Origin of the sequence: Qipengyuania benthica (genome assembly GCF_030717865.1) — a bacterium.
Lineage (GTDB): Bacteria > Pseudomonadota > Alphaproteobacteria > Sphingomonadales > Sphingomonadaceae > Qipengyuania > Qipengyuania benthica.
On the sequence record NZ_JAVAIL010000007.1, the window covers coordinates 31,957 to 56,551 of the forward strand.

Consider the following 24,595-nt stretch of genomic DNA (forward strand, 5'->3'; position numbering starts at 1 on the left):
AGGACCGAAAGACCCATGGCTGGCACCGTAAATCACGATTATCACATTCTCGAACCCGACATCTGGCCGTTCGTAGGCTCGCTTTCGGCTTTGACCTTCACCACCGGCATGGTGCTGTTCATGCACGAGATGGAGGCCGCGCATCTGGTGCTCGGCCTGGGTATCGCCGGTCTGATCGCGACCTTCTTCAGCTGGTTCTCGAACATCGTCAAGGAAGCCGAGCGCGGCGATCACACCCCCGTGGTGCAACTGCACATGCGCTACGGCATGATCCTGTTCATCGCGTCGGAAGTGATGTTCTTCGTCGGCTGGTTCTGGAGCTGGTTCGACTTCGCGCTGTTCCCCAGCGAATTGTCCGACGTGATCGGTGGCGTATGGCCGCCCGAGGCGATCGAGGCGGTGATCGATCCGTTCTCGCTGCCGTTGCTCAACACGCTGATCCTGCTGTGTTCGGGCACCACGGTCACATGGGCGCACCATTCGCTGATCCATGGCGATCGCGAGGGTCTCAAGAAGGGATTGTGGGCGACGATCATCCTGGGCATCATCTTCACTTCGATCCAGGCCTATGAATATGCGGCCGCTCCGTTCGAGTTCGGCGGCAACACCTACAGCTCGGCCTTCTATATGGCGACCGGGTTTCACGGCTTCCACGTGCTCATCGGGACGATCTTCCTGATCGTCTGCCTGCGCCGCAGCTATCTGGGGCACTTCACCCCGCGCCAGCATTTCGGCTTCGAAGCCGCTGCCTGGTACTGGCACTTCGTCGACGTGGTGTGGCTGTTCCTCTTCATCACCGTCTATGTCTGGGGCGGCTGGGGCGCCGAAGTCCACTGATGCAGCCCGGTTCGCCGGACACGGAATCGGGGCGGCCTTCCCTTGCGGAGGCCGCCCTTTTCGGTTGTTGTCCGCGCTGCGGGGAGCGCGCCCTGTTCGATGGCGTGGTCAAATTCGCGCCGCGCTGCAGCGCTTGCCAGCTCGATTACGAGCGGTTCAACGTCGGGGACGGACCGGCCGCCTTTCTCACCCTGATCATCGGCGCGCTCATCACCGGGCTGGCGATCTGGCTCGACGCCGCGGTCCGCCCGCCCTTCTGGGTCCATATCTTGCTGTGGGTCCCGATCACCATCGGCGCGGTGCTGGGCGGTCTGCGGGTCTCCAAGGCGCTGCTGCTGATCGCGGAATATCGCAACAAGGCCGGTGAAGCCGGACGGTCCGAATGAGCGGACCGACGATTGCTCGCATCCCCGTTTTGTCCACCGTCATCGTGCTGGCGGCGGTGGCGGTGATGATCGCGCTGGGTTTCTGGCAATTGGGACGGATGAACGAGAAAGAGGCGCTAATCGCCCGCTACGCCGCGGCGAGCGATCGGGCCGCCGTCGCCTGGCCTACCCCGGCGCAGTACGAGGCCGCCCTGTTTCGCCGCAGCACCGTGGAGTGCGAGCGGGTAACCGGCTTCGACAGCATCGCGGGTACCTCGCGCCGCGGCGAGAAGGGCTGGGCGCAGATCGCGCGCTGCCTCCTGCCGGACGGCACCAGCGCGAATGTCGCGGTGGGCTGGTCGCGCGAACCGTTCCCTCCTGCATGGGAGGGCGGGACCGTCACCGGGATTGTCGCTTCTTATGGCCAATCGGTGCGCTTGGTCGCGATCGAGCCGGTCGCCGGGCTGCAACCGCTGGCCGCGCCCGACCCCGCCGATCTGCCCAACAATCACCTCGCCTACGCGGGTCAGTGGTTCCTGTTCGCGCTGACCGCTCTCGTGATCTACGGTCTCGTCCTGCGCCAGAAGCTGGGCCTCACGGCAGGGCGCAGGAGCGACCCGGCTTCGCCGCGCTAAAGCGCGGCTTGCTTGCCCAGCGCAGGGCCGCAAGCTAGGCGCAGCCTTGATGGATTACATCTCGACCAGAGGCAGCGCTCCGACGCTCGATTTCGCCGGTGTGACGCTTGCCGGGCTGGCGAGTGACGGCGGACTCTATCTGCCCGCGAACTGGCCGCATTTCTCGCAGGACGAAATCGCGGCGATGCGCGGAATGCCCTATGCGCAGCTCGCCGCGACCGTGATGCACCCCTTCGTAGGGGACAGCCTGAGCCTCGAGCGGCTCCGTGAATTGTGCGATGAAGCCTATGGCCGCTTCGCGCACGCGGCGGTGACCCCGCTGGTCCAGCTCGACGAGCGGCACTGGCTGCTCGAGCTGTTCCACGGGCCGACGCTGGCCTTCAAGGATGTCGCCCTGCAATTGCTCGGGTTGCTGTTCGAGGAATTCCTCGCGCGCGAGCGAGGCACGCTCACCATCGTCGGCGCGACCAGCGGCGACACCGGCAGCGCCGCGATCGATGCGGTCGCCGGGCGCGACAAGGTCGAGATCTTCATGCTCCATCCCAAGGGGCGGGTGAGCGATGTCCAGCGCCGCCAGATGACCACGGTCCGCGCCCCCAACGTCCACAATATCGCGATCGACGGCAGCTTCGACGATGCGCAGGCGATGGTGAAACGGCTGTTCGCCGACGAGGCGATGACCGCCAAGCACCGGCTGGGCGCGGTCAATTCGATCAACTGGGCGCGGCTGATGGCGCAGGTGGTCTACTATTTCGCCGCCGCGCTCCAGCTCGGCGCGCCCGAGCGCTCGGTGGCGTTCAGCGTGCCGACGGGCAATTTCGGCGATGTCTTCGCCGGGCATGTCGCCGCGCGGATGGGGCTCCCGATCGCGCGGCTGGCGGTGGCGACCAATGTCAACGACATCCTCCACCGGGCCCTGACGAGCGGCGACTATTCGCAAAGCGAGGTCACCGCGACCGCCGCTCCGAGCATGGACATCCAGGTCAGCTCCAATTTCGAACGTCTGCTGTTCGATATCGGCGGGCGCGATGGCAGCGCTCTGGCCGGGCAGATGCGCGGCTTCGAGACCTCGCGCGCGATGCTGCTCAGCAATGCCCAGCGCGAAGGCGCCGCCTCGCTCTTCACCAGCGCCCGCGCCGACCAGAGCGCGATGGCGCAGGCGATGCGCTGGGCCTGGGATCGGGCGGGCGAGGTGGTGGACCCGCACACCGCGATCGGGCTGCACGCCGCCCACTCGCTCGACCTGCCTGCCGATGTTCCCATCGTCACGCTGGCAACCGCGCACCCGGCGAAGTTCCGCGATGCGGTCGAGCGGGCGACCGGGACGCGGCCGACGTTGCCGTTGCGGGTCGGCGATCTGTTCGCGCGTGAAGAAGCCTATACCGAGCTGTCCGGCGGCTACGATGCGGTGCGCGATTTCATCCTGACGCATGCGAGCCCGCGCGGCTGATGGCGGAGCTGCGCAGGGACCCGGTGCTGATGGTGGGCGAGGGCTGGGACGCCTATCGCCTGCTCGACAGCGGACATGGTCGCAAGTTCGAGTCCTATGGCCCGTACCGCTTCATCCGGCCCGAACCGCAGGCGATGTGGTCGCCGCGGCTCGAGGAGTGGGACGCGCATGGCGAATTCGTCCCCGGCTCGGACGAGGATGGCGGCGGGCGCTGGCAGTTCTTCGTCTCGGTGCCCGAGGAGGGCTGGCCGCTGTCCTATGGCGAGGCGCGCTTCACCGCGCAGTGCACCCCGTTCCGCCACCTCGGCTTCTTCCCCGACATGGCGCCAGTGTGGGGCTGGATGGGAGAGCAATTGGACGGGCGCGAGGACGCCGAGACGCTCAACCTGTTCGGCTACACCGGGGTCGGCTCGCTGGCGCTGAGCCGTTACGGGCGGGTCACCCATGTCGATGCCAGCAAGAAATCGGTGACGCAGGCGCGCGAGAACGCCGCGCTGTCGGGCATGGAGGATCGCCCGATCCGCTGGCTGGTCGACGACGCCGAGAAATTCACCGCGCGCGAGGTCCGGCGCGAGCGGCGCTACGATGGCATCATCCTCGACCCCCCCAAATTCGGGCGCGGCCCCGGCAACGAGGTCTGGCGGCTCGAATCGGGCCTGCCCGGGCTGGTCGGCGATTGCCGCAGGCTGCTCGATGCCGACAGCAAGTTCCTGTTCCTCACCGTCTATGCGGTGCGAATGAGCAGCCTCGCGCTCGCAGGTCTGCTTCAGGAGGTCTTCGCGGGGCTCCCCGGGGTGATCGAGCATGGCGATCTCGCGGTCGCCGAAACCGGCGAGGGCGCGCGGCTGCTCCCCACCGCGATCTTCGCGCGCTGGTCCAATCCGGGCTAGAGGGACGCATGAGTGATTCGCTGCATCTGGAAGTCGCCGATTTCGAACACGATGTCCTCACCGGCATCTATTCGGAGGAGACCGGCAAGCCGCAGCCGCTGCGATTCGCGATCACCGCGCGGCTGAAGCCGCTCGACCGCTACGAGCCGGACACTTCGCTCGATGCCTCGAAGAACTACATGGATCTCAAATTCGCCGCCTCCGACGCGCTCCCCGAAGGGGTACATTTCAAGCTGATCGAGGCGGTTGCGGATCATGTCTGCGAAACGCTCTTCCTGCAGGACGCGCGCATCGAGGCGGTGACCGTCAAGATCGTCAAGCTCGCAATCGCCGAGGCGGGCGAGCGGATCGGGATCACGCTGCACCGCGAGCGCCGCGGATGAAGCGGATCGCGGTGGACGATCTGCCGCCCGAGCCGCTCGCCGCGGCCGGGCTGTTCCATCAACACTGGCTGGCGCATATTGCCGCCGCGCTCGAGAGCGGGGAGGATGTCATGGTCACGCTGGCCCCCGCCGACCACACCCACCGCGAATGGCGCCTCGCGATCGCCGCCGGGCTGGCGCGCGCGCATGCGCCGCGGCGCGTCAATCTGGTGGCGGGCGAGGGCGCCGCGCTCGATGGCTTCGAAGCCTATCTTGGCAACGCGCCCGGGATCACGGGCCAATATTTCGAGAGCGACGGGACCGGTGCGGGCGATCCGCTCGTAGAGCCATCATGAACACCAGCCCGCTCATCGATGCTTTCCAGCGTCGTATCACTTACCTGCGCCTGTCGGTGACCGATCGCTGTGATCTGCGCTGCAGCTATTGCATGCCCGAAATGATGCGCTTTCTTCCCAAAAAAGAGGTGCTTAGCCTCGAGGAACTGCACCGACTCTCGCTCGCCTTCATGGCCCGCGGGGTGCGCAAGATCCGCCTTACCGGCGGCGAGCCGCTGGTCAGGCGCGACATGATCGATCTCGTCCGCGCGCTGGGCCGTCATGTCGGCGAAGGGCTCGACGAGATCACGCTGACCACCAACGGCACCCAGCTGGCGCGCCATGCCGACGAGCTGGCGCGCGCCGGGGTGCGGCGGGTCAACGTCTCGCTCGACACGATCGATCCGGCGCGCTTCGCGCAGCTCACCCGCCGCGATGCGCTGGATCAGGTGCTCGAAGGCATCGCCGCAGCGAAAGAGGCTGGTATCGCGGTCAAGCTCAACACGGTGGCGCTCAAGGGAATAAACGAGGACAAACTGCCCGATCTGATCGCCTGGGCGCATGGCGAGGGGCACGCGATCACGCTGATCGAGACCATGCCGCTGGGCGAGATCGACGGCGACCGGATCGACAGCTATCTGCCGCTCGATGCCTTGCGAGCACGGCTCGAACAGCGCTGGACGCTGAAGCCCTCCGAACATCGCAGCGGCGGCCCGGCACGCTATTTCGATATCGCCGAGACCGGTGGACGCCTGGGGCTGATCACGCCGCTGACGGAGAATTTCTGCGGCTCCTGCAACCGGATGCGGGTAACCGCGACCGGGCAGCTCTATCCTTGCCTTGGCGGCGGGGAGGCGGTCGATCTGCGAGCCGCGCTGCGCAGCGATCCGGGGCCGCACGCGCTCGACGCCGCGCTGGATCGCGCCCTCGCGGTCAAGCCCGAGCGCCACAGTTTCGCCATCCGCGCGCGCGGCGAAGCACCCGCCCTGGCGCGCCACATGTCGGTCACCGGTGGCTGATGGCGGTCCGGATCGTCTTTCTGGGGCCTTTGCGCGATCTGGCGGGGATGGCCGAGCGAGAGGCTCCGGCGCCGCTCGACTGGGACGGATTGCTCGCAGCGGTTGGGCCGCAGGTCGCCGCGAAATTGCGCGAGGAGCGGGTCAATCTCGCCTGCGCCGGAAGGGTCTTGGCCGACAAGACCGCACTGCTTGCAGAGGACGGCGAAGAGGTGGCGCTCCTGCCGCCGGTCAGCGGTGGCTAGGCTCGCACTCGAAACCCCGACCGATGTTCGCCTGCTCGATAGCGGGCTGTCGGTCGGCGAGGCGCTCGCCGCCTTCAACGCCGCGCATCCGCAGTCTGGCGGAATCGTGAGCTTTCTGGGCAAGGTGCGCCCAGGCTCGTCCGAGGTGCCGGTGAAGGCGCTCGAACTCACCCATTACGGACCGCTCACCCTACCCGGCATGGAGCGGCTGGCCGGGCAGGCGAAGGAGCGATTCGCGCTCGACGGTGTGCTTGTCTGGCACCGGATCGGAGTCCTGACGCCCGGCGAGGGGATCGTGCTCGTCGCCGCGGCGGCGCAGCATCGGCGCGGCGCGCTGGAGGCGGTCGATTTTCTTATGGACCACCTCAAGTCGGCCAGTTGGCTGTGGAAGCGCGAGAAGCGCGGCGACGGCTGGCACTGGATCGAGCCTCGCGCCGAGGATCACGACGCGCTCGCTCGCTGGCAGTAATTATTCGCGTTTGATCGTAGTCAAGGAACGCCGCTCCCGTTCGGCGCAAAGCGGCTGTACAGCAACCGGGAGTTCCGATCATGTCCAAGCATTTCACTCGCGAGATCGTCGCCGAACATGCCATCATCCGTGCGGAACCACGCCATCAGGTGGTGGTCGATCGCAGCTTCGAAATGCCCAAGGCGCTCTATGGCGCGACGGTCGCGCTCTATCTCGGCTTCATCGCGGTGCTCGGGATCGGTCTGCAGAGCCCCGGTCTCGCGATTCCCATGGCGATTTTCACGATCTTCATCCTCGCGGGCTTCGGCGTGCCGATGATCTGGACCCGGCTTGCGCCGCAGGCCGGGCAGCGCCCGCTCGATCTGAAACAACTCAAGCGGCTGGGGATTTCCACGCACACCGGACGTCTGCTCGGACGCGATGCGATGGTCCAGATGATGATCCTGCCCGTCCTGATCCTGGCCTGGGCGATCGCCATGGTGACGATCGTCGCCACGATCTAGCGGGCCAAGTGGGGAGAGGCGGTCAGGCGGCCGCTTCGGAGAGGAGCGCGGGGTCGACGAGTTCGATCCCGCGCTTTCCCTTGCGTGCGATCGCGCCTTCGCGCTCGAGTACGGTAATCTGGCGACTGACGGTTTCGATGGTCAGCCCCAGCATGTTCGCCATCTCGCCCCGGGACAGCGGCAGATCGAACTGCGCTGCGGGATGGCAGGGCGAATCGCTCGCCGCCTGGCCGAAGCCGAGCAACAGCGCTGCGACCCGTGCCTTGCCCGAAGCCTTGCCGGTCAGCGCCTGCAGCACCCGGCTCGCATGAAGGTCCTCCTGCGCGCGCCGCAGCAGCGCACGGGCCAGCGCTGGATAGGCATCGATCGCTTGCTCCATGGTCGGGCCGGCGAATACGCAAAGCCGACTGTCGGACAATGCGATCACATCGTGTTCGGCGAAGGGGCGGAAGAATTCGCCAACGAAACCTGCGGGATGGATGAGCGCCAGGATCTGCTCGCGCCCCTCGGCATCCATGGTGGCGACCTTGAGCGCACCGGAAACCAGCGTTGCGCAGCTCGACACGGGTTCGCCCGCAGCGAACAGCGTTTCGTTGCGCTTCAGGTCGCGCATCCGCCCGGCCCTGGCTAGCGCGTTGCGCTCGTCCTCCTCGAGCACGGCACAAGCCGCACGGTCGCGAACCGGGCATTCGACGCAGACGAGACTCATGGTTCCACGCGCTCGCGCAGTTCGGCGAGCAGCTCGTCTTCTTCCTCTACCAGCTCGATGACCAGCGATCGCGCGGCATCGATCTGCGCCCGATCCTCGGCCGCAATGGCGGCGGCAATATACAGAATATCGAGATCCGCCAGAGCGATAGCGGTATCGCTGCGGATCGAATCGAGGTCGGCCAGCGCAACCTGCGCGGCTCCCCAGGCGCTGCTGCCGACAGCAGTGCGGCCCGTGGCCGCAACGGTCCGGCGCGCGGCGGGGGCGCTGGCGACGAACCGCTGGTGGGCGCTGCGGGCGGCTCCGACCAACCCTGCCAGGCGCTCTTCGAGGCTGCCTTCATAGCTCACCGGCACCTCGGGAACGGCTATCGGATCGACCGCGATGGGTTCGAACTGGCCTCGCGCGCGCTCAACGTCGCGGATCGCCAGCGATGGATAGTCGGCGGAAGGGCTGGCACAGGCGCTCAGAGCGAGAACACCCAAGGCGGGAAGGGCAAGACGGGCTGGGTGAGGCATCGCCAGCCTGATAGCACGGCTCAGCCGTCGCGCCACCGCGTTGGCGAACGACCCCCGGAGAATTTTGAAACGAATTTTCGCGCGGTCGAGCGTTGACTTGGTGGGGGCATTCCCTTAACGGCACCCATCTTTCCGGGCCTCGCCATCTGGCGGGTCGACGGGCGCGCCGTGTCTTCGCAAGAACGCGGCAAAGCATTTTGAATGAGAGAAAAGCACCATGTTCGCAGTCGTGCGCACGGGCGGCAAGCAATACCGGGTTGCCGCCGGAGACAAGATCGCAGTTGAAAAGCTCGCAGGCGAAGCCGGCGACACCGTTACGCTGGGCGATGTCCTGCTCGCGGGCGAGGGCGACGATCTCGCCGAAGCCGGCAAGGTTACCGTTTCGGCGGAAATCATCGCTCAGGCCAAGAGCGAGAAGGTGATCGTCTTCAAGAAGCGCCGGCGGCACAATTATCGCCGCAAGGCCGGTCATCGCCAGCAGATGACGCTGCTGCGCATCATGCAGGTCGGCGACAGCAAGGCGGCTCCCAAGGCTGCGGCTGCCAAGGCCGACGACGCGCCCAAGGCTGCCGACAAGACCGCCGCTGCGCCTGCTGGCGAAGCCAAGGCCGAAGCCGCGAAGGCGGCACCCAAGAAGGCCGTCGCCGACAAGAAGCCTGCTGCGAAGAAGGCTCCCGCCAAGAAAGCATCGGCCGACAAGGCCGAAGAGCAGAAGTAAGGATACCCGACGATGGCACATAAAAAAGCAGGTGGTTCGTCCCGCAACGGTCGCGACTCCGCAGGTCGCCGCCTCGGCGTGAAGAAGTTCGGCAGCCAGGCAGTGGTCGCCGGTAATATCATCGTGCGCCAGCGCGGCACCAAGTTCTACCCGGCGGTCAATGTCGGCATGGGCAAGGACCACACGCTGTTCGCGCTCAACGATGGCATCGTGCGATTCCACTCGGGCAAGCTCGGCCGCAAATACGTCTCGGTCGACGTGCAGGCGGAAGCCGCCGAATAATCGGATGATTCGATAACAGGATCGTCCATCAGGATGGTCCCGGCCGGGTCGAAACCCGGCAGACGCAGAGGGAGATGGGACCATCCTGATTTCAGGGGGTCCGTCTCCCTCTTGTCGTTTCTCCCTCGAAAAGCCGCGGATTCAATCGTCCGCAGAAGCGAAATTGTCATGCGCGGCCCCTAGCGGGAGCGGCGCAGGGGCACACCGGGGAGAAGTCCGATGTTCCATCGCAGCCAGAGGGTTATGCTGCGTCCGATCTGGCCCGAAGACTGGCCGGGGATCTACGAAGCCATCAATGACAAAACCGTGGTGCGCAATCTCGCCCGCGCGCCGTGGCCGTATACGCCGGCCGATGCGCAGGCATTCGCCTGTCTGCCGCGCAAGAGGGATGAAGCGAAGTTCCTGATCACCCTGCCGGAGATGGCAGGAGCCCCGGTCGTGGGCTGTATCGGGTTGGAGCCACTGGACGGCGGCGGGCATGAGCTCGGCTATTGGGTGGGGCGTGCCTGGTGGGGGCGCGGGATCGCAACCGAAGCTGTTCATGGGATCCTCGAGGTCGCGCGGATGCGCGGCTGGAATCGGGTAAGCGCGGAGCATTTCCTCGACAATCCGGCATCGGGCCGCGTGCTGCACAAGACGGGGTTCCGGCCCGCCGGAAAGATCGTCGAGCGGTTCAGCCGTGCGCGCGGACACGAGGCAGCGGTGACGTGCTTCGCCCTCGATCTGGATGAGCAAGGCAGAGTCGCACCGGTCGATCTTCTCGACGCGGCCTAGCAGACCATACACTTCCAGCGCCGCCGAGACCTAGCTCGACGGCGCCGGACCATGTTGGAAGAACGGAAGCTATTCCGCCGGCATCAGCGCGGCTTCGAACTCGCCCTCGTATTTGCCGATCAGCGCGCGATCGTCGTGGTCCCAGGGATGGAAGCCGGGGCGGAAATAGCTCAGCCAGGCGGGGAAAATCCGCCGCAGCACGCCGGGCGTCACGGTGAGGTATTTGAAGAGGCCCCAGCGCGCCTTCCAGCCGGTGATGCCGTCCTGCGCCAGCAGGTCCATCGCATCGATCCAGCGGTTGAAGAGGAAGCGGCGGGTGACGATCAGCATCACCACCGAACGGCGCATCCAGCGACGGAACGGGGTCCAGTCGCGGGTCGCATGCTCGAAGGTGTCGTAGGCGACGCCCTTGTGCTCGATTTCCTCGACCGCGTGCCAGCGCCACATCGCGCGCACTTCGGGGTCGGAATCCTCGAAATGGCTCGGGTTGGCGAGAAATTCATGCGCCATCATCGCGGTGTAATGCTCGAGCGCCATGGTCACGAGCAGATTGGCGATCGGCGGGCGGCCCTTGGTCAGCGCCAGCAATTGCTCGACGCGCTTGTCGATCTTGGCGATGTCGTAGCCCGCATCCTCGGCGAGCCGGTTGAAGGCGACATGCTCGCGGGTGTGGTTGATTTCCTGGCGGACGAAGGCGCGAATCTCGGCCTCGAGCTTGGGGTCGGCACCGGCGCGGTGCGCCTTGACCGCTTCGATGAAGAAGGCCTCGCCGCGCGGGAAGGTGGCCGAGAGCGCGTTGTGCCAGGCGGTGCCGAACGCGTCGCCCGCCCACCAGCGCCGCGGCTTGGCGTCGCGGTTGAAGCGTTCGTCGCGGATGATGATTTCGAGACCCTCGGGCGTCGGCGCGGGGCGCATGGTCTTGCTCTTGGGGGCAGCGGCATCGATCTGGGCAGGTGCGTTCATGGAACGACTCCATCGCTTGAATGTCGTCAAGTCAGATAGTCGTTACTTACATCAATGTCAATAAGCCGCTGTCGGGCCTACTCGGCGGGCATCACCGCGGCCGCGTAGGGACTGTCGCCCAGCCCGATCAGCGCCCGGTCGTCGTGCTGCCAGGGGTGGAAGCCGGGCTTGAGGATCGCCGCCCATTCGAAAAACATCCGCCGCATCATCCCGGGCTTCCACCACAGGAAGGCGCGCAGCTTGCGCTTTGCGGTGCGGCGGTCGAACCCGTCCTGCATCAGCAGCCCGATCGCATCGCGCACCCGGTTGCCGAAATATTTGCGTGTGATCAGCAGCGCGATCAGCGAGCGGACTTTCCAGCGCTTCCACGCGCTCCAGTCGCGGGTGGCGTGGAGCCAGACGTCGTAGACCAGCCCCTTGTGCTCGATTTCCTCGGTCGCATGCCAGCGCCAGACATCCGCGGCGACCGGGTCGGCGCCCGCGAGATATTCGGGATGGGCGAGCAGCTGGCGGCTGATGATCGCGGCGAAATGCTCGAGCGCGATGGTGATCGCGAGGTTGAATTCGGGCGGGCGGCCTTCGGTCAGCGCGAGCATATCGTGAATGCCGCGGTCGATGCTTTCGACGTCGTAGCCGTGATCCTGCACCAGCCGGTTGAAGGCGACATGCTCGCGCGTGTGGTTGATTTCCTGCCGCGTGAACGCCTTGACCTCGGCAGCGAGCCGCGGCGGGAGGTCGGCGCGGAAGGTCTTGAGCGTGTCGATGAAGAAGGCTTCGCCGCGCGGCAGGCTGGCGCTGACCGAATTGTACCAGGCGGTGGCGACCGGATCGTTCGAATGCCACCAGCGCGCGGTCTTGTGCTGCCGGTCGAAGCGCTGGTCGCGCACGATCAGCGCGTGTTCTTCGGGAGTGGCTCCACGCGCCGCGATCTGCCGCTTGTCGTCGGCCCTGCCGGGCTCTAGGTCCGATCCGGGATCGATGGGGCTGTTTCTGGTCACCACAATGGTTAGGAATCTATTACGCATGGGAATCCATGGCAAGTCGTAAACGCCTCAGCCCCGAAGAGTCGCGGCTCGCCGCACTCGAAGCGGCTCGTACGTTGCTGATCGAGACGGGTCCGCAATCCATCACGCTCAAGGCGGTGGGAGCACGCGTTGGACGCACCCATGCCAACCTGCTCCACCATTTCGGTTCTGCTGCAGGGTTGCAGAAGGCGCTCGCAGCGCATCTCGCGACGAATGTCTGCGAAGCGATCGCGGTGGCGGTGCGCGCCAGCCGGGCCGGGCAGGGTTCGCCGCGTCAGGTCGTCGATCTCGCCTTCGATGCCTTCGACAAGGAAGGCGCGGGCGCACTGGCGAGCTGGATGATCCTGACGGGCAATGAGGATGCGCTCACCCCGATCGTCGAAACCATTCACCAATTGGTCGACGAAATAGCTCCCGAAGAGGCCGAAACGCACGAAGAGATCATGCGCGTCCACCAGGAAACGCTGGCGCTGGTCCTGATTGCTATGGGCGACGCGTTGATCGGCGCTGCACTGGCGCGTTCGCTGGGCCTTCCCGAAACGGCGGCGCGCGACCGGGCGGAACAAATGCTCACCACCTCGATGGCTGGATTCACTCCGCCGGGCTGACCGCCGGGCGTTGCCAGGCCGGCAGATCGGCCGGATCGAGATCGACGACCCGCAGGTGATCCACCGCATACCCCGGTCCAGGGCCGAGCTCCGGATAGACGGCGCGGCGACGCTTCTCGTCCGATCGATCCAGCGGGACCACCACCAGCCGTCGGTTGACCTTCTGGCGCCAGTTCATCCGCGCGGTGTTTTCCTGGCCGATGTAGCAGCCCTTGTCGAAGGCGACGCCGTTGAGTTCGATCGCGTTGGCCTCGAGCCACAGGATGTCGCCCATCTCGGCGCGACCTTCGGGGACCCCCAATGAGAGGCGATGGGCGCGCCAGATTGCGTCGGTCGGCTCGTCGTCTGCGCTGGTCGGGGCGAGCCAGCGCTGCCCGAGATCGGCCAGACGCGGATCGGGCACCGCGCCATCTCCAAGATGCGCTTCCCAATGCACCGCCACCTCGGGGTCCACTTCAACGGCGATCTTGCGGCGCAGGCGATAGAGCGAGAGACGCTTGGCCAGCTCGTCGGCGCCATCCTTCTCGCAATCGATCAGCAGCTGACCGTGGCCTGCTGGCCAGACGATGAAATCGAACAGCGTCTTGCCCTGCGGCGAGAGCAGCCCGGCATAGGTGGGTAAGGCGCCCATGACATTGTTGGTGACCAACCCTTGGAGGAAAGCTGCAACATCTTCCTCATCCGATTGTGGGGACAGCCGGATCACGGCGCGGTCGAACAGACGGGTGGCTGGCATGGGTGACAGATAGGCCGCTGCACGCCATAGGCAAACCCCATGAGTCAAACCTCTCGACCCGCTCCCGAGTCCCTCACCATCCGCAGGCCCGACGACTGGCACCTGCATTTCCGCGATGGCGCGACGATGCGCGCGGTGGTTCCCCACACCGCGAGGCAATTCGCCCGCGCGATCGTGATGCCCAACCTCTCGCCGCCGGTTACGACTGCGCAAATGGCCGCGAACTATCGCGCGCGGATCATGGCCGCGGTGCCCGAAGGGCTGGACTTCGCCCCGCTGATGACCGCCTACCTCACCGACGACACCGATCCCGAAGATCTGGCACGCGGCTTTGCCGACGGCGTACTCACCGCCGCCAAGCTCTATCCCGCAGGCGCAACGACCAATTCGGCCAGCGGCGTGACCGACATCCGCCGCATCGACGCGGTGCTCGAGCGGATGGCGGCCATTGGCATGCCACTGTGCATCCATGGCGAAGTGACAGATGCCGAAGTCGATATTTTCGACCGCGAAGCGGAATTCATCGAACGCGTGCTCGCTCCGCTCGTCGCGCGACTGCCGCAGCTGAAGGTGATCCTGGAGCACATCACCACCGAGCAGGCGGTGGATTTCCTCGAGGCGGCGGGCCCGCAGGTGGCGGCGACGATCACGCCGCAGCATCTTCACATCAACCGCAACGCCATACTCGTGGGCGGCATTCGCCCGCACATGTTCTGCCTGCCCGTCGCCAAGCGCGAGCGGCACCGGCTGGCGCTGCGCCGCGCCGCGACCTCGGGATCGGCCAAATATTTCCTGGGCACCGACAGCGCGCCGCATCACCGCCGGGACAAGGAATCGGCTTGCGGTTGCGCGGGGATATTCAACGCTCCCTTCGCTCTCGAAAGCTATCTGGCGGTGTTCGACGAGGAGGATGCACTCGACCGGTTCGAGGCCTTCGCTTCGTTGAACGGCCCCCGCTTCTATGGGTTACCCGCGAACGAGGATCGCATCACGCTCGAGCGAGTATCGGTCACGGTCCCCGATGAAGTTTCCGGCGGCGAAACTGCCATCGTGCCCTTCCATGCCGGCGAAACCCTGGCCTGGCGCCTCGTCGATTAGGCGGTCTTGGGCGCGCGGCTTTGCCGCCACATGTCCCAGCCGAAGATCGCTGCGGCCGCCCAGATACAGGCAAAGCAGGCGGCCTGGGCTGGCTTGAGCGGTTCTTCGAACACGGTCAGACCCAGCACGAAGACGATGCTGGGCGCGAGGAACTGGATGAAGCCGAGCGTGGAATAGGGCATCCGCTTGGCCGCGACCGCGAACATCAGCAGGGGGATCGCGGTCAACACGCCGCCCAGCACGATCGCCAGGCTCAACTCGGTGCTGACCGCGAAGGACGAGCCCGTCTGCATCGCGTACCAGGCCGCAACCCCGATCGAGGGGACCAGCAGCAGTCCCGATTCGATCGTCAGCCCGGGTAGCGACCCGACCGGCACCTGTTTGCGGACCATTCCGTAGACGCCGAAACTGAACGCCAGCGTCAGGCTGATCCACAGGGTGGTCAGCGCGCCTTCCGCCAGCAGTGCCACGCCCAGCGCGGCTAGCGCCACCGCGATCCATTGCGCCCGGTTGAGCCTTTCGCCCAGCAGCAGCGTGCCCAGCAGCACGTTGACCAGCGGATTGATGTAATAGCCCAGACTCGCCGCATAGACGTGGTTGTTCTGGATCGCCCATACGTAGACGACCCAGTTCACCGCTATCAGGGTAGCGCTGAGGAACAGCCAGCGGAGGCTCTTGGAGTCCGCGAGTGCCGCGCGCAATTGGGGCCCCTGGCGCCTAAACCCCACGATCAGCAGGCAGATCGGAAGCGTCCAGATGATCCGCCATGCGACAAATTCGAATGCCGGTACCGCCCGCACGAGCAGCAGGTAGAGCGGGAGGAACCCCCAGATCACATAGGCGCCGATCGCCACGGGCAATCCGGAAGGCCGCGAGTCGGCGTCTGGCTGGTTCATCATCGGCGGCTAGGGCTGCTCATCAGAGGCTGCAAGCATCAACTTGCCTGCTGCCAAAGCTCGGCTCGTCGCAAAGTGAACAAGCTGAATCGCCGGTTGCATGCCGTTCATAATCAGGCCGATATTACTGAACAAATCGAGCGACGCGATGGCGCATCGCAGGAAGCAAAGGACTGAAAAATGGCCAAAGCATTCACCTTCGCCGGAATGGCCCTCGCCGCCACCGGTCTTGCCCTTTCCGCCCCGGCCGCCGCGGCGCCCGCCACGCACGCGTCGGTCGCGAGTACGGCCTTCGGCCAGAATCACACGGCAGCCAGCAGCTTTGGCGATCTGACTTTCGACCACCGGCCCGATCGCCGCGACCGCTGGGATCGTTCCGATCGCTATGACGACGATCGCTATGACCGTCGCGACCGGCGCGATCGCTACCAGGGCCGGGGCCGCGGCCGCTCCTATGACGATCGCTACGCTGCCAATTATGGTCAGCCGGTCCGCCGCGACACGCGCGTCTGGCGCGGCAACGACGGGCGCTACTACTGCCGCAAGGACAATGGCACGACCGGCCTGCTGATCGGCGCGGGTGTTGGCGCGCTGATCGGCAACGAGGTGGCAGGTCGCGGCGACCGGACGCTGGGCGCCATTCTCGGTGCGGCGGGCGGAGCCTTGCTCGGCCGGCAGATCGACCGCTCCAGCACCCGCTGCCGCTGACACACCAGCCAGTTTCGTCCGGGCCCACCCCGGATCGAGACGCGGTTCCACCGGGCCGCGGAAGGCGCCGCATCTCTCATCCCGAGAGCTGCGGCGTCTTCATCTTTGCGTTCCATCCGTCCCGCAATGGCGCAAGCGGTGCCGGGCGTCTGGTCAAGCAACCGCGCATTGGCGTATGCCTCGCTTCGACTTATCAGCCGGAGTTGCCCCGATGCGCTTGACCCTTGCCACCTTCGCCCTGCCGCTCGCCCTGCTGGCTGCCTGCAGCGATGAACCCGAGGATGCCGAGGCGGGTGCAGAACTCGATCCGGCGACCGAACAGGCGCTCAACGACGATCTGATGACCGATCCCGATCTTGCCGGAAGCGCTGAAGGAAACGCGGCGCTATCCGGATCGAGCGATCGCTCATTGCCCAATATCAACCGCACGCCCGAAGCGATTGCGGCGGCGCGCACCCGCGCGGCGGAGTTGGTCGGCGGGGCCGATGCCCTGCGGGCCGTACCCGCACCGCGCGATCTGGGAGCCGCTCAGACGGTGACGCCGGCGATGCAGAAAGCAGCGCAGGCGGCGGTCGCACCCGGCGGTGCCAATTGCGACTCGCGGGTCGAATACACCACCGCCTGGGCGGCCAAGCTGCCCGGCACCTTCCCGGTCTATCCGCGCGGCAACACGCAGGAAGCGGCGGGCACCGACGAGGGCGGCTGCGCGCTGCGCGTGGTGTCTTTCCTGACGCCGGTGCCGCTCGACGATGTGCTTGCCTTCTATCACACGCGCGCGCTCGCCAATGGCTATTCGGCAGAGCATGTGAAGGCCGGCGGCGACAACATCCTGAGCGGTACCAGCGGCGAGAACGCCTTCGTGGTTTACGGTCGCCGGCTGCCCTCGGGCGTGACCGAGATCGATCTCGTCACCAGCAACCCGTAACGCGGCCGCGCAGGCTCATTCCTTGAGCCCGACACCCAGGCTGGCGCGCGGTTGCTGCATCTCGGTGCTGGTGACCGGGTAGGCGCAATAATCCGCAGCATAGAAGGCCGCCGGGCGATGGTTGCCGGACAGGCCGACCCCGCCGAAGGGTGCGGCCGAGGATGCGCCATTGGTCGGCCGGTTCCAGTTGATGATCCCGGCGCGAATCTCGTTCCAGAACATTTCGAAATCCTGCGGCGACCCGCCGACGAGCGAAGCGGATAGCCCATAGCGGGTCATGTTCGCCTCGGTGATGGCCTCGTTGAGATCGGGAACGCGAACCACCTGGAGCAGCGGTCCGAACAGCTCGACATCGGGGCGTTCGTGCATGTCCGTGACGTCGAGGATCCCCGGCGTCAGAAACGGCTTGTCCTCGTCGGGACGCTTCATGTGCAGGATCGGCTTGGCGCCGCGGCTCATCAGCGCGACGAAGCTTTCGGTGAGCAGGTCGGCGGTCTGGTTGTCGATCACCGGTCCCATGAAGGGCTGCGGATCGGCGAAGGGTTCGCCGACGATCAGCCGTTCGGCCAGCGTCTTCACGCGCGGGACGATCTCGTCATACATCGAATCGGTCACGATCAGCCGCCGCGCGGCGGTGCAGCGCTGCCCGGCGGTGGTGAAGGCGGACTGGATGATCGTGACAGCGGCATCGTCGACCTTGGGCGTGTCGGTGACGACGATGGCATTGTTGCCCCCCATCTCGAGCGCGACGATCTTGCCCGGTTCGGTCGCCAGCTTGCGGTTGATCGCCACGCCCGCGCGCGCCGAGCCTGTGAACAGCACGCCGTCGACCAGCCAATGCGCAACCAGTTCCTTGCCTTCCTCGGGGCCGCCGATCAGCAATTGCACGACGTTCTCGGGGATGCCCGCCGCGTGGAAGCACTTCACCAGGAATTCGCCGACCGCAGGGGTCTTCTCGCTGGGCTTGAAGATGATGCAATTGCCGGCGATCAGGGCGGGTACGATATGGCCGTTGGGCAGGTGCGCGGGGAAGTTGTACGGACCCAGCACCGCCATCACGCCATGCGGCTTGTGACGCACCGCAGCAGTGCCCTGCAGCGCGCTGTTGAGCTTCTTCTGGCCGGTTCGCTCGGCATAGGCGGTGATCGAGATCTCCACCTTGCCGATGACCGCCTCCACCTCGGTGCGCGCTTCCCACAATGGCTTGCCGGTTTCGCGCGCGATCAGTTCGGCGAAGGGCTCGGCCTGGCGGCGCACTTCATTGGCGAAGCGACGGACCAGTTCGATACGTTGGCCGAGCGACTGATTGGCCCAGTCGCGCAGGGCCTCGCGCGCCCGTTCCACGCAGGAGTCGACGCTGCCGATCTCGCCGCGCCACAATTCTTCGCCCGTCGCGGGCTGGTAGGAGATGATCTGATTGTCGGACACGGGAATCGGCACCTCGTTCAAGTCGAATTTCTTCGCAGTCCTCGGCGCTACCATGCTCGCTCGCCGAAGTCCCCGATCCTGTTTCTCTCCGGATCCGGGGCGGAGCTATTTGGTGCCTGATCCGCCCAGCGTCAATTCGCTTGGCACCGTACCCGGTCTTGCCGGCCGAAGGTGGCCGCGTCAGTGCCCGCCGGGTGTCGGCGGCTGGCCGTACGCATCTCCCATCCTGCGGATCGCACGGATCTTCTCCTGCAGCGGCTGCCAATCGTCGCGCTGATCGATCGCCGCCCATAGCGCTTCGACCTCCTCGATCAGCATGCTTTGGGGCGCGGGTTCGTCCCAATAGGGATGCGGCGAGTCTGCAGCTTCGTAGGACGCGAGTGCAGCCGCGAGATCGCCCGCCGCTTCGCGTCCGCCGCGATGGCGGTGGAAGAACAGGTCGGGCGACTCGCCGCTCGCCACCATGGCCTTTTCACATACTCCCACCAGCGCCGTGTCCGCCTGGCTTCCCCGGCTCGCCACGCCCAGCCGCCAGCACCACCGCCGCCCGACGGCCGCCATGTAGAGGTCGCCGAAGCGCTCCAGAGCGGCGATCAGCGGCGGGGCGGTGGTAAGCAGGCGCAAGGCGACCGCCAATTGTCCGCAATTCCAGTGCAGTGCCTCGGGTTGGCGGCCAAAGGCATAGAGGCCTGCATGATCGAAATAGGCGGCGGTGAAGGAGGGATCCCAGCGCGGGAGGAACCGCCACGGACCGTAGTCGAAGCTCTCGCCCGTTATGTTCATATTGTCGGTGTTGAGTACGCCGTGGACGAAACCGGCGACCATCCAACTGGCGGCGAGATCCGCCAGCCGTTCGACCACCTGATGCATCAACCGCACCGCCGGCTCGTCGCGGCCCGGCGCATCGGCGGGCGGGGACGGGCCGGGGAACTGCTCGAGGCAGTAATCGACCAGCTCTGCCATGTGACCCATTTCCTCCAGCGCGAGCAGACGCTGGAAGGTGCCGATGCGGATGTGGCCATGACTCAGCCGCACCATTGCCGCCGAGCGGGTGGGGGAAGGCTCGTCACCGCGCATCAGCTCTTCGCCGGTCTCGACGACGGAGAAGGTCCGCGAGGTGTAGACCCCCAGCGCCTCGAGCATCTCGGTCGCGAGGATCTCGCGCACCGCGCCCTTCAGCGTCAGGCGTCCGTCCCCCGCGCGGCTCCACGGCGTCTGGCCGGAGCCCTTGGTCCCCAAGTCCAGCAATCGGCCCGAGACGTCGCGCAATTGGGCGAAGAGAAAGCCGCGCCCGTCTCCGATCTCGGGATTGTAGACGCGGAACTGATGGCCGTGATAGCGCAGCGCAAGCGGTTGCGGGAGGTTGCCCGCAAGCGGTGCGAACCGTCCGAAATGCTGCAGCCATTGCGGCTCGGCGAGACCGTCCAATCCGACCTCTGCCGCCGCTCGGTCGTTGCGGAAACGCAGCACGGTTTCGGGAAAATCTGCGGGCGCCACCCGATCCCCCAGCCACTCGGCCAACGCGGCGATCGGTGTGTCGGCTCGATAGCTCGCTGCTTGCGGTTCTTCGCGCATGCAGCAATAGTGGGCTAGCGGGCGACCGGGCGCAAGGCCGGCGCCGCAACTTACGGCGAAGCAGCGAAACGGACGACATTCCCACCTCATGGACAAGCCCTATTCCGAGAAGAGCTGGCAGAGCCCCGATGGGTTGGCGCTGTATTTCCGCGATTACCCGAGCCAGGTACCCGGCGCGGAAGGGCGCCCGCCGGTGCTGTGTCTGCACGGGCTGACGCGCAACGGCCGCGATTTCGAGCAATTGGCGCTGCATCTGTCGGCGGCGGGCTGGCGGGTTCTGGCGCCGGACATGCGCGGACGCGGCAATAGCGATTACGCGTCCGACAGCGCGACCTACGCGGTGCCCAACTACGTCGCCGACGTGCAGGCGCTGCTCGAGCAGGAAGCGGTCGATCGCTTCGTCGCGATCGGCACCTCGATGGGCGGGCTTATAACGATGATGCTGGCGACGCTTGCGCCCGAGCGCATCGCCGCGGCGGTGCTCAACGATATCGGTCCGGTGGTCGAGAGCGACGGGCTCGACAAGATCAAGACCTATATCGGCCAGGGGCGCAGCTTCCCCACCTGGATGCACGCCGCCCGCGCGCTCGAAGAGGTGCACGGCCAGTCGCACCCCACTTTCGAAACCGAGGACTGGCTGGCGATGGCCAAGCGCGGGATGACGCTATGCAGCAACGGCCGGATCGCTTTCGACTACGACATGAAGATCGCCGACCCGATCCTCGATGCCGAGAGCGACGCCGGTGCTGTGCCGCCCGATCTGTGGCCCGCCTACGAAGCGCTGGCGGGGCGCCCGGTGCTGGTGGTGCGCGGCGGCGATTCGACATTGTTTTCGACCGACACCTTTGCCGAGATGAAACGTCGAATTCCACAAGCGACATCGGTGACCGTCCCCGACACCGGACACGCCCCGACGCTCGACGAGCCTGAAACCCGCGCGGCGATCGACGCGCTGCTGGCTCGGGTCGCATGAACGCCACGGCCGCGACCGCGAAGCCGCATATCCTCCATCTGCATTCCACCTTCGCTCCCGGGGGCAAGGAATTGCGCACGGTGCAATTGATCAACGGCTTCGGTCCGGGGCTGCGGCACACGATCGTCTCGGCAGAAAGCGAGGAAAACGGCGCCGCCGAGCGCATCCACCGCGGCATCGCGGTGACATTGCAGCCGGAATTTCCCTCGCTCAAGGGCCTGCCGACGCCGGGTCGTCTGCACAGGCTCGCCCGCGCAATGCGCAGTTACGATCTCGTGCTGACTTACAATTGGGGGGCGATGGATGCGGTGATGGCGCATACGCTGTTTTCCGAGGCCTACGACCTGCCGCCGCTGATCCATCACGAGGACGGCTTCGACGAGGAGGAACTGGTCCGGCGCATGCGTCGCCGTACCTGGTATCGGCGGATCGCCTTGGGCAAGGCGGCTGGGCTGGTGGTCCCCTCGGAGCAGCTCGAGGAGATCGCACTGGTCGAATGGCAGCAGCCGCTCGGGCGGGTAAAGCGCATCGCCAACGGCATAGACACCAAAGCCTTCGCCAAGAAACCGCGCAACGACGCGATCCGTCGGCTCCTCAAACGGCCGGGTGAAAACTGGGTGGGAACGCTCGCGGGCTTGCGCAAGGTCAAGAACCTGCCGCGGCTCGTCCGCGCTTTTGCGCCGCTGCCCGACAACTGGCATCTGGTGATCTGCGGCGAAGGGCCGGAACGCGCCGCAATAGAGGCCGAGGCCGACCGGCTCGGGATCAACCACAGGGTGCATCTTCCCGGCGCAATTGCCGATCCCGCCAGGGTCGTCGGGCTGTTCGACATTTTCGCGCTGTCGAGCGACAGCGAGCAGTTTCCGGTCTCGGTCGTCGAGGCGATGGCCGCCGGTCGACCGGTGGTCGCGCCGCGGGTGGGCGACATTGCCGAGATGGTGTCCGCCGCCAATCGCAATTACCTCGCCGCCAACTCTGAGGACGAAGCGCTCGAGGCCGAACTGGTCACGCTCGCGGTCGACAAGCGGCTGCGCGAGGAGATCGGCGCAGCCAATCGTGAGAAGGCGCGAGCCGAATTCGATGCGGAGAAGATGCTGGCCGCCTATCGCCGGCTGTATACCAGCGCAATGCGGGCGGCGGGCAAGGGCGGTTTCTGAACCGGCGCGGCTGCTCTGGTTGCCGCACGCGCTTTCAGCCGATGTTCACGCGGGCGGGGACAGGAGGGCCGCGGCGGGCCGAAACCATTGCCCTCCGGGGGCGCGCGTCCTAAGGACGCCGCCGAACGATTGACTTGAACGGGAACTCAGCCGCTCGTGGCCCTACCACCGAAAAAGACTGCCGAAACGCACCAGGAAAAGCTTCAGCGCCGCAAAGACGCCGAGGAAATCGCGATGATGCGCGAGGTCGACGATGCGGTGCGGCAGGGCGATCTGGCGAATTTCGGCGAACGTTACGGCAAACCGCTGGCGGCGCTGGTCGTGCTGCTGATCGTGGCGCTTGCCGCCTATCTGCTGTGGTGGCAGCCGAGCCAGCGCGCTGCGGCCGAAGCGCGGTCGGAAACGCTGGTTTCCGCGCTCGACAATGTCGAGGCCGGCAACCTCCAGACCGCCTTCGATGCGCTCGAGGGCCTGGCCGGCGACGGCAGCGATGCGGTGGCGGCCAATGCCCGGATGCTGCGCGGCGGTATCGCCGCCGAGCAGGGCCGGACCGAGGAAGCGGTCGCCATCTTCGACGAACTCGCCTCCGATGCCGACGCACCCGAGGAGTTGCGCAATCTCGCGCTGATCCGCAAGATCGCTACCGGTTTCGACACGATGGACAAGGCTGCGGTCGTGGCCGCGCTCCAGCCGCTGGCCGTGCCGGGCGAACCTTTCTTCGGCAGCGCGGGCGAACTGCTGGCAATGGCCTATCTCGAACAGGGCCAGCGCGAGCAGGCGGGAGCGCTGTTCGCCGAGATCGCCAAGACCGAGGGCGTTCCCGAGAGCTTGCGCTCGCGAACGCGCCAGATGGCGGGCCTGCTCGGGGTCGACGCGATCGAGGATGTCGATGCGTTGCTCGAAGCGCAGGGCGTGGGCCAGGCCCCGGCCGCGGACGGGCAGGGTGCGCCGACTGCTCCGCCCGTCGCGCAGCCCGCCTCATGATTGAGAAAGCGAAATTCATTCGATGATCCAACACCTGACCAAAGCCACCCTTCGCGCGGGCGTCGCCGCGATGCTCGTCACCGGGCTGTCGGCATGCGCCGGCGGTCTGTTCGGGGGCTCGGATGAGAAGACGACGCCCAGTATCGGCGATCGCACGCCGATCCTGTCGCGGATCGAATCCGGTGCCGAAGTCGATCCCGCGCTGGCGAGCGTCTCGGTGGTCCTGCCTCCCGCTCAGACCAACAGCGAGTGGGCGCAGGGTGGCGGCACCGCGAGCAAGAACCAGGGCCATGTCGCGCTGGCCGCGCAACCGAGCCCGGTCTGGACCGCCACCGTCGCCGGGTCGAGCAACCGCCGCCGGCTTGGCGCCGCACCGGTCGTGGGGGGCGGGCGGCTCTACGTCGTCGATACCGCCGGCAATGTCTCGGCCTTCGACGCGCAGACCGGAGGGCTGGTGTGGAAACGCGACTCGGCGCTTGCCAACGATCTGCAGGACGTCGCCTTCGGTGGCGGAGTGAGCTATTTCAATGGCCGCCTCTACGGCACCAATGGCGCGGGCGAAGTCGTCGCGATGGATGCCGCCACCGGCAGTGAATTGTGGAAGGTGCGCCCTGCAGGTCCGCTGCGCGGTGCGCCCACGCTTGCCTTCGACAGCGTATTCGTCATGACGCAGGACAACCAGATTTTTGCGCTCGATGCCCGGACCGGCGAGCTTCAATGGCAGGAATCGGCCTCCGCCACCCAGGCCGGTGTTTTCGGCGTCGCGGCTCCGGCGGCAGGTCAGGGCACGGTCATCGCCGGCTACAGCTCGGGCGAACTGGTCGCCTATCGCTACGAGAACGGACGCACGCTGTGGGCCGATGCACTGGCGCGGACCAGCATCTCGACCTCGGTCGGCTCGCTGACCGATATCGATGCCGATCCGATCATCGACAACGGCCGGGTCTATGCGCTTGGCCAGGGCGGCCGGATGGCGGCCTACGAGCTGGTTACCGGCCAGCGGATCTGGGAACTCAACCTCGCCGGGATTTCGACCCCGGCCATCGCCGGCGAGTGGATATTCACCCTCACCGACGACGCCCGCCTGCTCGCCATCGCCCGCTCGACCGGCAAGGTCCGCTGGCTCACCGAGTTGCCGCAGTTTCGCGACATGGAAGACCGCAAGGGTCCGATCTACTGGCAGGGTCCGGTGCTCGCCGGGGGCAATCTGTGGACGGTCAATTCCGAAGGCCAGATCTATCGGATCGGCGCGAGCGAAGGTTCGGCGACGCTGTTCCACGATCTGAAGCAGCCGGTCGCGCTGCCGCCGATCGTGGCCGACAACACGCTCTACGTCATCGACGACAGCGGGCGGATAACCGCCTTTCGCTGAGTCGGCTGCGATTTTTGCGCACCGTTAACCATTGTCCCG

30 protein-coding genes are annotated in these 24,595 nt (G+C 66.3%); 22 read left to right on the forward strand and 8 right to left on the reverse strand.

The features are described 5' to 3' along the window. Nucleotides 1-15: 15 nt before the first annotated feature. The 11 genes from Q9K01_RS14845 (at nt 16) to Q9K01_RS14895 (ending at nt 7,107) form a co-directional block, all read left to right on the forward strand. Nucleotides 16-837: a cytochrome c oxidase subunit 3 gene (locus Q9K01_RS14845; protein ID WP_305930904.1), complete on the forward strand. Its 822-nt coding sequence runs from the start codon at nt 16-18 to the stop codon at nt 835-837. Then, nucleotides 837-1,223 (forward strand): DUF983 domain-containing protein, encoded by a 387-nt coding sequence (locus Q9K01_RS14850; protein WP_305930905.1) that lies wholly within the window; start codon nt 837-839, stop codon nt 1,221-1,223. Before Q9K01_RS14845 ends, Q9K01_RS14850 begins: the two co-directional genes overlap by 1 nt. Continuing rightward, the gene (locus Q9K01_RS14855) at nt 1,220-1,837 is read left to right on the forward strand and encodes an SURF1 family protein (RefSeq protein ID WP_305930906.1); all 618 of its coding nucleotides are present in this window, start codon (nt 1,220-1,222) and stop codon (nt 1,835-1,837) included. The genes Q9K01_RS14850 and Q9K01_RS14855 overlap by 4 nt, the downstream gene beginning before the upstream one ends. Before the next feature lie 49 nt (nt 1,838-1,886). Continuing rightward, nucleotides 1,887-3,287 (forward strand): threonine synthase, encoded by a 1,401-nt coding sequence (gene thrC / locus Q9K01_RS14860; RefSeq protein WP_305930907.1) that lies wholly within the window; start codon nt 1,887-1,889, stop codon nt 3,285-3,287. Beyond that, a complete protein-coding gene (locus Q9K01_RS14865; protein WP_305930908.1) occupies nt 3,287-4,177 on the forward strand; it encodes an RsmD family RNA methyltransferase in 891 nt (296 codons plus the stop codon). Before thrC ends, Q9K01_RS14865 begins: the two co-directional genes overlap by 1 nt. 8 nt (nt 4,178-4,185) lie before the next feature. Continuing rightward, nucleotides 4,186-4,560: a dihydroneopterin aldolase gene (locus Q9K01_RS14870; RefSeq protein WP_305930909.1), complete on the forward strand. Its 375-nt coding sequence runs from the start codon at nt 4,186-4,188 to the stop codon at nt 4,558-4,560. Beyond that, nucleotides 4,557-4,895, forward strand: a complete 339-nt coding sequence (locus Q9K01_RS14875; RefSeq protein WP_305930910.1) for a Rossmann fold domain-containing protein — start codon at nt 4,557-4,559, stop codon at nt 4,893-4,895. The genes Q9K01_RS14870 and Q9K01_RS14875 overlap by 4 nt, the downstream gene beginning before the upstream one ends. Then, nucleotides 4,892-5,893, forward strand: a complete 1,002-nt coding sequence (gene moaA / locus Q9K01_RS14880; protein WP_305930911.1) for a GTP 3',8-cyclase MoaA — start codon at nt 4,892-4,894, stop codon at nt 5,891-5,893. The genes Q9K01_RS14875 and moaA overlap by 4 nt, the downstream gene beginning before the upstream one ends. After that, complete coding sequence (locus Q9K01_RS14885) at nt 5,893-6,135, forward strand: MoaD/ThiS family protein (RefSeq protein WP_305930912.1); 243 nt, start codon at nt 5,893-5,895, stop codon at nt 6,133-6,135. The genes moaA and Q9K01_RS14885 overlap by 1 nt, the downstream gene beginning before the upstream one ends. After that, nucleotides 6,128-6,604 (forward strand): molybdenum cofactor biosynthesis protein MoaE, encoded by a 477-nt coding sequence (locus Q9K01_RS14890; protein WP_305930913.1) that lies wholly within the window; start codon nt 6,128-6,130, stop codon nt 6,602-6,604. The genes Q9K01_RS14885 and Q9K01_RS14890 overlap by 8 nt, the downstream gene beginning before the upstream one ends. 80 nt (nt 6,605-6,684) lie before the next feature. Beyond that, on the forward strand, nt 6,685-7,107 hold the full coding sequence (locus Q9K01_RS14895) for a hypothetical protein (RefSeq protein ID WP_305930914.1): 423 nt from the start codon (nt 6,685-6,687) through the stop codon (nt 7,105-7,107). Nucleotides 7,108-7,129: 22 nt separating this feature from the next. On the opposite strand, the gene Q9K01_RS14900 is transcribed toward Q9K01_RS14895, so the two are convergent. Together Q9K01_RS14900 and Q9K01_RS14905 are read right to left on the reverse strand one after the other, a co-directional pair. Continuing rightward, nucleotides 7,130-7,816: a Crp/Fnr family transcriptional regulator gene (locus Q9K01_RS14900; RefSeq protein ID WP_305930915.1), complete on the reverse strand. Its 687-nt coding sequence runs from the start codon at nt 7,814-7,816 to the stop codon at nt 7,130-7,132. Beyond that, nucleotides 7,813-8,301 carry a hypothetical protein gene (locus Q9K01_RS14905; protein WP_305930916.1) on the reverse strand — a complete coding sequence of 163 codons (489 nt, stop codon included), beginning with the start codon at nt 8,299-8,301 and terminating at the stop codon, nt 7,813-7,815. Before Q9K01_RS14905 ends, Q9K01_RS14900 begins: the two co-directional genes overlap by 4 nt. Nucleotides 8,302-8,551: 250 nt before the next feature. Here Q9K01_RS14905 and rplU point away from each other — a divergent pair, with 250 nt between their 5' ends. The 3 genes from rplU to Q9K01_RS14920 all read left to right on the forward strand — a co-directional run bounded on the left by rplU (nt 8,552) and on the right by Q9K01_RS14920 (nt 10,108). Beyond that, nucleotides 8,552-9,052, forward strand: coding sequence for a 50S ribosomal protein L21 (rplU, locus tag Q9K01_RS14910; RefSeq protein ID WP_305930917.1), 501 nt, complete (start codon nt 8,552-8,554; stop codon nt 9,050-9,052). A gap of 12 nt (nt 9,053-9,064) precedes the next feature. Next, nucleotides 9,065-9,334 (forward strand): 50S ribosomal protein L27, encoded by a 270-nt coding sequence (gene rpmA, locus Q9K01_RS14915; protein ID WP_305930918.1) that lies wholly within the window; start codon nt 9,065-9,067, stop codon nt 9,332-9,334. A 219-nt stretch (nt 9,335-9,553) separates the two neighbouring features. After that, nucleotides 9,554-10,108 (forward strand): GNAT family N-acetyltransferase, encoded by a 555-nt coding sequence (locus Q9K01_RS14920; protein ID WP_305930919.1) that lies wholly within the window; start codon nt 9,554-9,556, stop codon nt 10,106-10,108. Between the two features lie 69 nt (nt 10,109-10,177). On the opposite strand, the gene Q9K01_RS14925 is transcribed toward Q9K01_RS14920, so the two are convergent. Both Q9K01_RS14925 and Q9K01_RS14930 read right to left on the reverse strand, forming a co-directional pair. Beyond that, complete coding sequence (locus Q9K01_RS14925) at nt 10,178-11,071, reverse strand: metal-dependent hydrolase (protein WP_305930920.1); 894 nt, start codon at nt 11,069-11,071, stop codon at nt 10,178-10,180. Between the two features lie 77 nt (nt 11,072-11,148). Continuing rightward, nucleotides 11,149-12,096 carry a metal-dependent hydrolase gene (locus tag Q9K01_RS14930; protein ID WP_305930921.1) on the reverse strand — a complete coding sequence of 316 codons (948 nt, stop codon included), beginning with the start codon at nt 12,094-12,096 and terminating at the stop codon, nt 11,149-11,151. An 8-nt stretch (nt 12,097-12,104) separates the two neighbouring features. On the opposite strand from Q9K01_RS14930, the gene Q9K01_RS14935 reads away from it, so the two are divergent. Continuing rightward, nucleotides 12,105-12,704 (forward strand): TetR/AcrR family transcriptional regulator, encoded by a 600-nt coding sequence (locus Q9K01_RS14935; protein WP_305930922.1) that lies wholly within the window; start codon nt 12,105-12,107, stop codon nt 12,702-12,704. On the opposite strand, the gene ygfZ is transcribed toward Q9K01_RS14935, so the two are convergent. After that, nucleotides 12,688-13,440, reverse strand: a complete 753-nt coding sequence (ygfZ, locus tag Q9K01_RS14940) for a CAF17-like 4Fe-4S cluster assembly/insertion protein YgfZ (protein WP_305930923.1) — start codon at nt 13,438-13,440, stop codon at nt 12,688-12,690. The genes Q9K01_RS14935 and ygfZ overlap by 17 nt on opposite strands. 39 nt (nt 13,441-13,479) lie before the next feature. On the opposite strand from ygfZ, the gene pyrC reads away from it, so the two are divergent. After that, nucleotides 13,480-14,538, forward strand: coding sequence for a dihydroorotase (gene pyrC / locus Q9K01_RS14945; RefSeq protein WP_305930924.1), 1,059 nt, complete (start codon nt 13,480-13,482; stop codon nt 14,536-14,538). On the opposite strand, the gene rarD is transcribed toward pyrC, so the two are convergent. Further along, a complete protein-coding gene (gene rarD / locus Q9K01_RS14950; RefSeq protein WP_422785334.1) occupies nt 14,535-15,437 on the reverse strand; it encodes an EamA family transporter RarD in 903 nt (300 codons plus the stop codon). The genes pyrC and rarD overlap by 4 nt on opposite strands. 177 nt (nt 15,438-15,614) lie before the next feature. Between rarD and Q9K01_RS14955 the strand changes: the two genes are divergently transcribed. Next, complete coding sequence (locus Q9K01_RS14955; RefSeq protein WP_305930925.1) at nt 15,615-16,142, forward strand: glycine zipper 2TM domain-containing protein; 528 nt, start codon at nt 15,615-15,617, stop codon at nt 16,140-16,142. 211 nt (nt 16,143-16,353) lie between these two features. Further along, entirely contained in the window at nt 16,354-17,067 is a 714-nt protein-coding gene (locus Q9K01_RS14960; RefSeq protein ID WP_305930926.1) for a hypothetical protein, read from the forward strand. Between the two features lie 15 nt (nt 17,068-17,082). Here the strand turns inward: Q9K01_RS14960 and astD are convergent, their stop codons facing one another. Together astD and Q9K01_RS14970 are read right to left on the reverse strand one after the other, a co-directional pair. Beyond that, nucleotides 17,083-18,495 (reverse strand): succinylglutamate-semialdehyde dehydrogenase, encoded by a 1,413-nt coding sequence (gene astD / locus Q9K01_RS14965; RefSeq protein WP_305930927.1) that lies wholly within the window; start codon nt 18,493-18,495, stop codon nt 17,083-17,085. Between the two features lie 180 nt (nt 18,496-18,675). After that, a complete protein-coding gene (locus tag Q9K01_RS14970) occupies nt 18,676-20,070 on the reverse strand; it encodes a protein adenylyltransferase SelO family protein (protein ID WP_305930928.1) in 1,395 nt (464 codons plus the stop codon). Nucleotides 20,071-20,158: 88 nt separating this feature from the next. Between Q9K01_RS14970 and Q9K01_RS14975 the strand changes: the two genes are divergently transcribed. The 4 genes from Q9K01_RS14975 (at nt 20,159) to Q9K01_RS14990 (ending at nt 24,556) form a co-directional block, all read left to right on the forward strand. After that, entirely contained in the window at nt 20,159-21,043 is an 885-nt protein-coding gene (locus Q9K01_RS14975) for an alpha/beta fold hydrolase (RefSeq protein WP_305930929.1), read from the forward strand. Then, nucleotides 21,040-22,200, forward strand: a complete 1,161-nt coding sequence (locus Q9K01_RS14980; RefSeq protein WP_305930930.1) for a glycosyltransferase family 4 protein — start codon at nt 21,040-21,042, stop codon at nt 22,198-22,200. Before Q9K01_RS14975 ends, Q9K01_RS14980 begins: the two co-directional genes overlap by 4 nt. Nucleotides 22,201-22,434: 234 nt before the next feature. Continuing rightward, the gene (locus Q9K01_RS14985; RefSeq protein ID WP_305930931.1) at nt 22,435-23,184 is read left to right on the forward strand and encodes a tetratricopeptide repeat protein; all 750 of its coding nucleotides are present in this window, start codon (nt 22,435-22,437) and stop codon (nt 23,182-23,184) included. A gap of 22 nt (nt 23,185-23,206) precedes the next feature. Next, nucleotides 23,207-24,556, forward strand: a complete 1,350-nt coding sequence (locus Q9K01_RS14990) for an outer membrane protein assembly factor BamB family protein (RefSeq protein ID WP_305930932.1) — start codon at nt 23,207-23,209, stop codon at nt 24,554-24,556. The last annotated feature ends 39 nt before the right edge of the window (nt 24,557-24,595 follow it).

Coding starts and splice junctions, on each gene's coding strand:
- thrC (WP_305930907.1), top strand. CDS start 1,887: ATGGATTACATCTCGACCAGAGGCAGCGCTCCGACGCTCGATTTCGCC.
- Q9K01_RS14850 (WP_305930905.1), top strand. CDS start 837: ATGCAGCCCGGTTCGCCGGACACGGAATCGGGGCGGCCTTCCCTTGCG.
- Q9K01_RS14925 (WP_305930920.1), bottom strand. CDS start 11,071: ATGAACGCACCTGCCCAGATCGATGCCGCTGCCCCCAAGAGCAAGACC.
- Q9K01_RS14930 (WP_305930921.1), bottom strand. CDS start 12,096: ATGCGTAATAGATTCCTAACCATTGTGGTGACCAGAAACAGCCCCATC.
- Q9K01_RS14865 (WP_305930908.1), top strand. CDS start 3,287: ATGGCGGAGCTGCGCAGGGACCCGGTGCTGATGGTGGGCGAGGGCTGG.
- Q9K01_RS14955 (WP_305930925.1), top strand. CDS start 15,615: ATGGCCAAAGCATTCACCTTCGCCGGAATGGCCCTCGCCGCCACCGGT.
- Q9K01_RS14985 (WP_305930931.1), top strand. CDS start 22,435: ATGATGCGCGAGGTCGACGATGCGGTGCGGCAGGGCGATCTGGCGAAT.
- Q9K01_RS14990 (WP_305930932.1), top strand. CDS start 23,207: ATGATCCAACACCTGACCAAAGCCACCCTTCGCGCGGGCGTCGCCGCG.
- moaA (WP_305930911.1), top strand. CDS start 4,892: ATGAACACCAGCCCGCTCATCGATGCTTTCCAGCGTCGTATCACTTAC.
- Q9K01_RS14935 (WP_305930922.1), top strand. CDS start 12,105: ATGGCAAGTCGTAAACGCCTCAGCCCCGAAGAGTCGCGGCTCGCCGCA.
- Q9K01_RS14980 (WP_305930930.1), top strand. CDS start 21,040: ATGAACGCCACGGCCGCGACCGCGAAGCCGCATATCCTCCATCTGCAT.
- rarD (WP_422785334.1), bottom strand. CDS start 15,437: ATGATGAACCAGCCAGACGCCGACTCGCGGCCTTCCGGATTGCCCGTG.
- Q9K01_RS14845 (WP_305930904.1), top strand. CDS start 16: ATGGCTGGCACCGTAAATCACGATTATCACATTCTCGAACCCGACATC.
- rpmA (WP_305930918.1), top strand. CDS start 9,065: ATGGCACATAAAAAAGCAGGTGGTTCGTCCCGCAACGGTCGCGACTCC.
- Q9K01_RS14960 (WP_305930926.1), top strand. CDS start 16,354: ATGCGCTTGACCCTTGCCACCTTCGCCCTGCCGCTCGCCCTGCTGGCT.
- Q9K01_RS14900 (WP_305930915.1), bottom strand. CDS start 7,816: ATGAGTCTCGTCTGCGTCGAATGCCCGGTTCGCGACCGTGCGGCTTGT.
- Q9K01_RS14875 (WP_305930910.1), top strand. CDS start 4,557: ATGAAGCGGATCGCGGTGGACGATCTGCCGCCCGAGCCGCTCGCCGCG.
- pyrC (WP_305930924.1), top strand. CDS start 13,480: ATGAGTCAAACCTCTCGACCCGCTCCCGAGTCCCTCACCATCCGCAGG.
- Q9K01_RS14885 (WP_305930912.1), top strand. CDS start 5,893: ATGGCGGTCCGGATCGTCTTTCTGGGGCCTTTGCGCGATCTGGCGGGG.
- Q9K01_RS14895 (WP_305930914.1), top strand. CDS start 6,685: ATGTCCAAGCATTTCACTCGCGAGATCGTCGCCGAACATGCCATCATC.
- rplU (WP_305930917.1), top strand. CDS start 8,552: ATGTTCGCAGTCGTGCGCACGGGCGGCAAGCAATACCGGGTTGCCGCC.
- ygfZ (WP_305930923.1), bottom strand. CDS start 13,440: ATGCCAGCCACCCGTCTGTTCGACCGCGCCGTGATCCGGCTGTCCCCA.
- Q9K01_RS14870 (WP_305930909.1), top strand. CDS start 4,186: ATGAGTGATTCGCTGCATCTGGAAGTCGCCGATTTCGAACACGATGTC.
- Q9K01_RS14855 (WP_305930906.1), top strand. CDS start 1,220: ATGAGCGGACCGACGATTGCTCGCATCCCCGTTTTGTCCACCGTCATC.
- Q9K01_RS14975 (WP_305930929.1), top strand. CDS start 20,159: ATGGACAAGCCCTATTCCGAGAAGAGCTGGCAGAGCCCCGATGGGTTG.
- Q9K01_RS14970 (WP_305930928.1), bottom strand. CDS start 20,070: ATGCGCGAAGAACCGCAAGCAGCGAGCTATCGAGCCGACACACCGATC.
- Q9K01_RS14920 (WP_305930919.1), top strand. CDS start 9,554: ATGTTCCATCGCAGCCAGAGGGTTATGCTGCGTCCGATCTGGCCCGAA.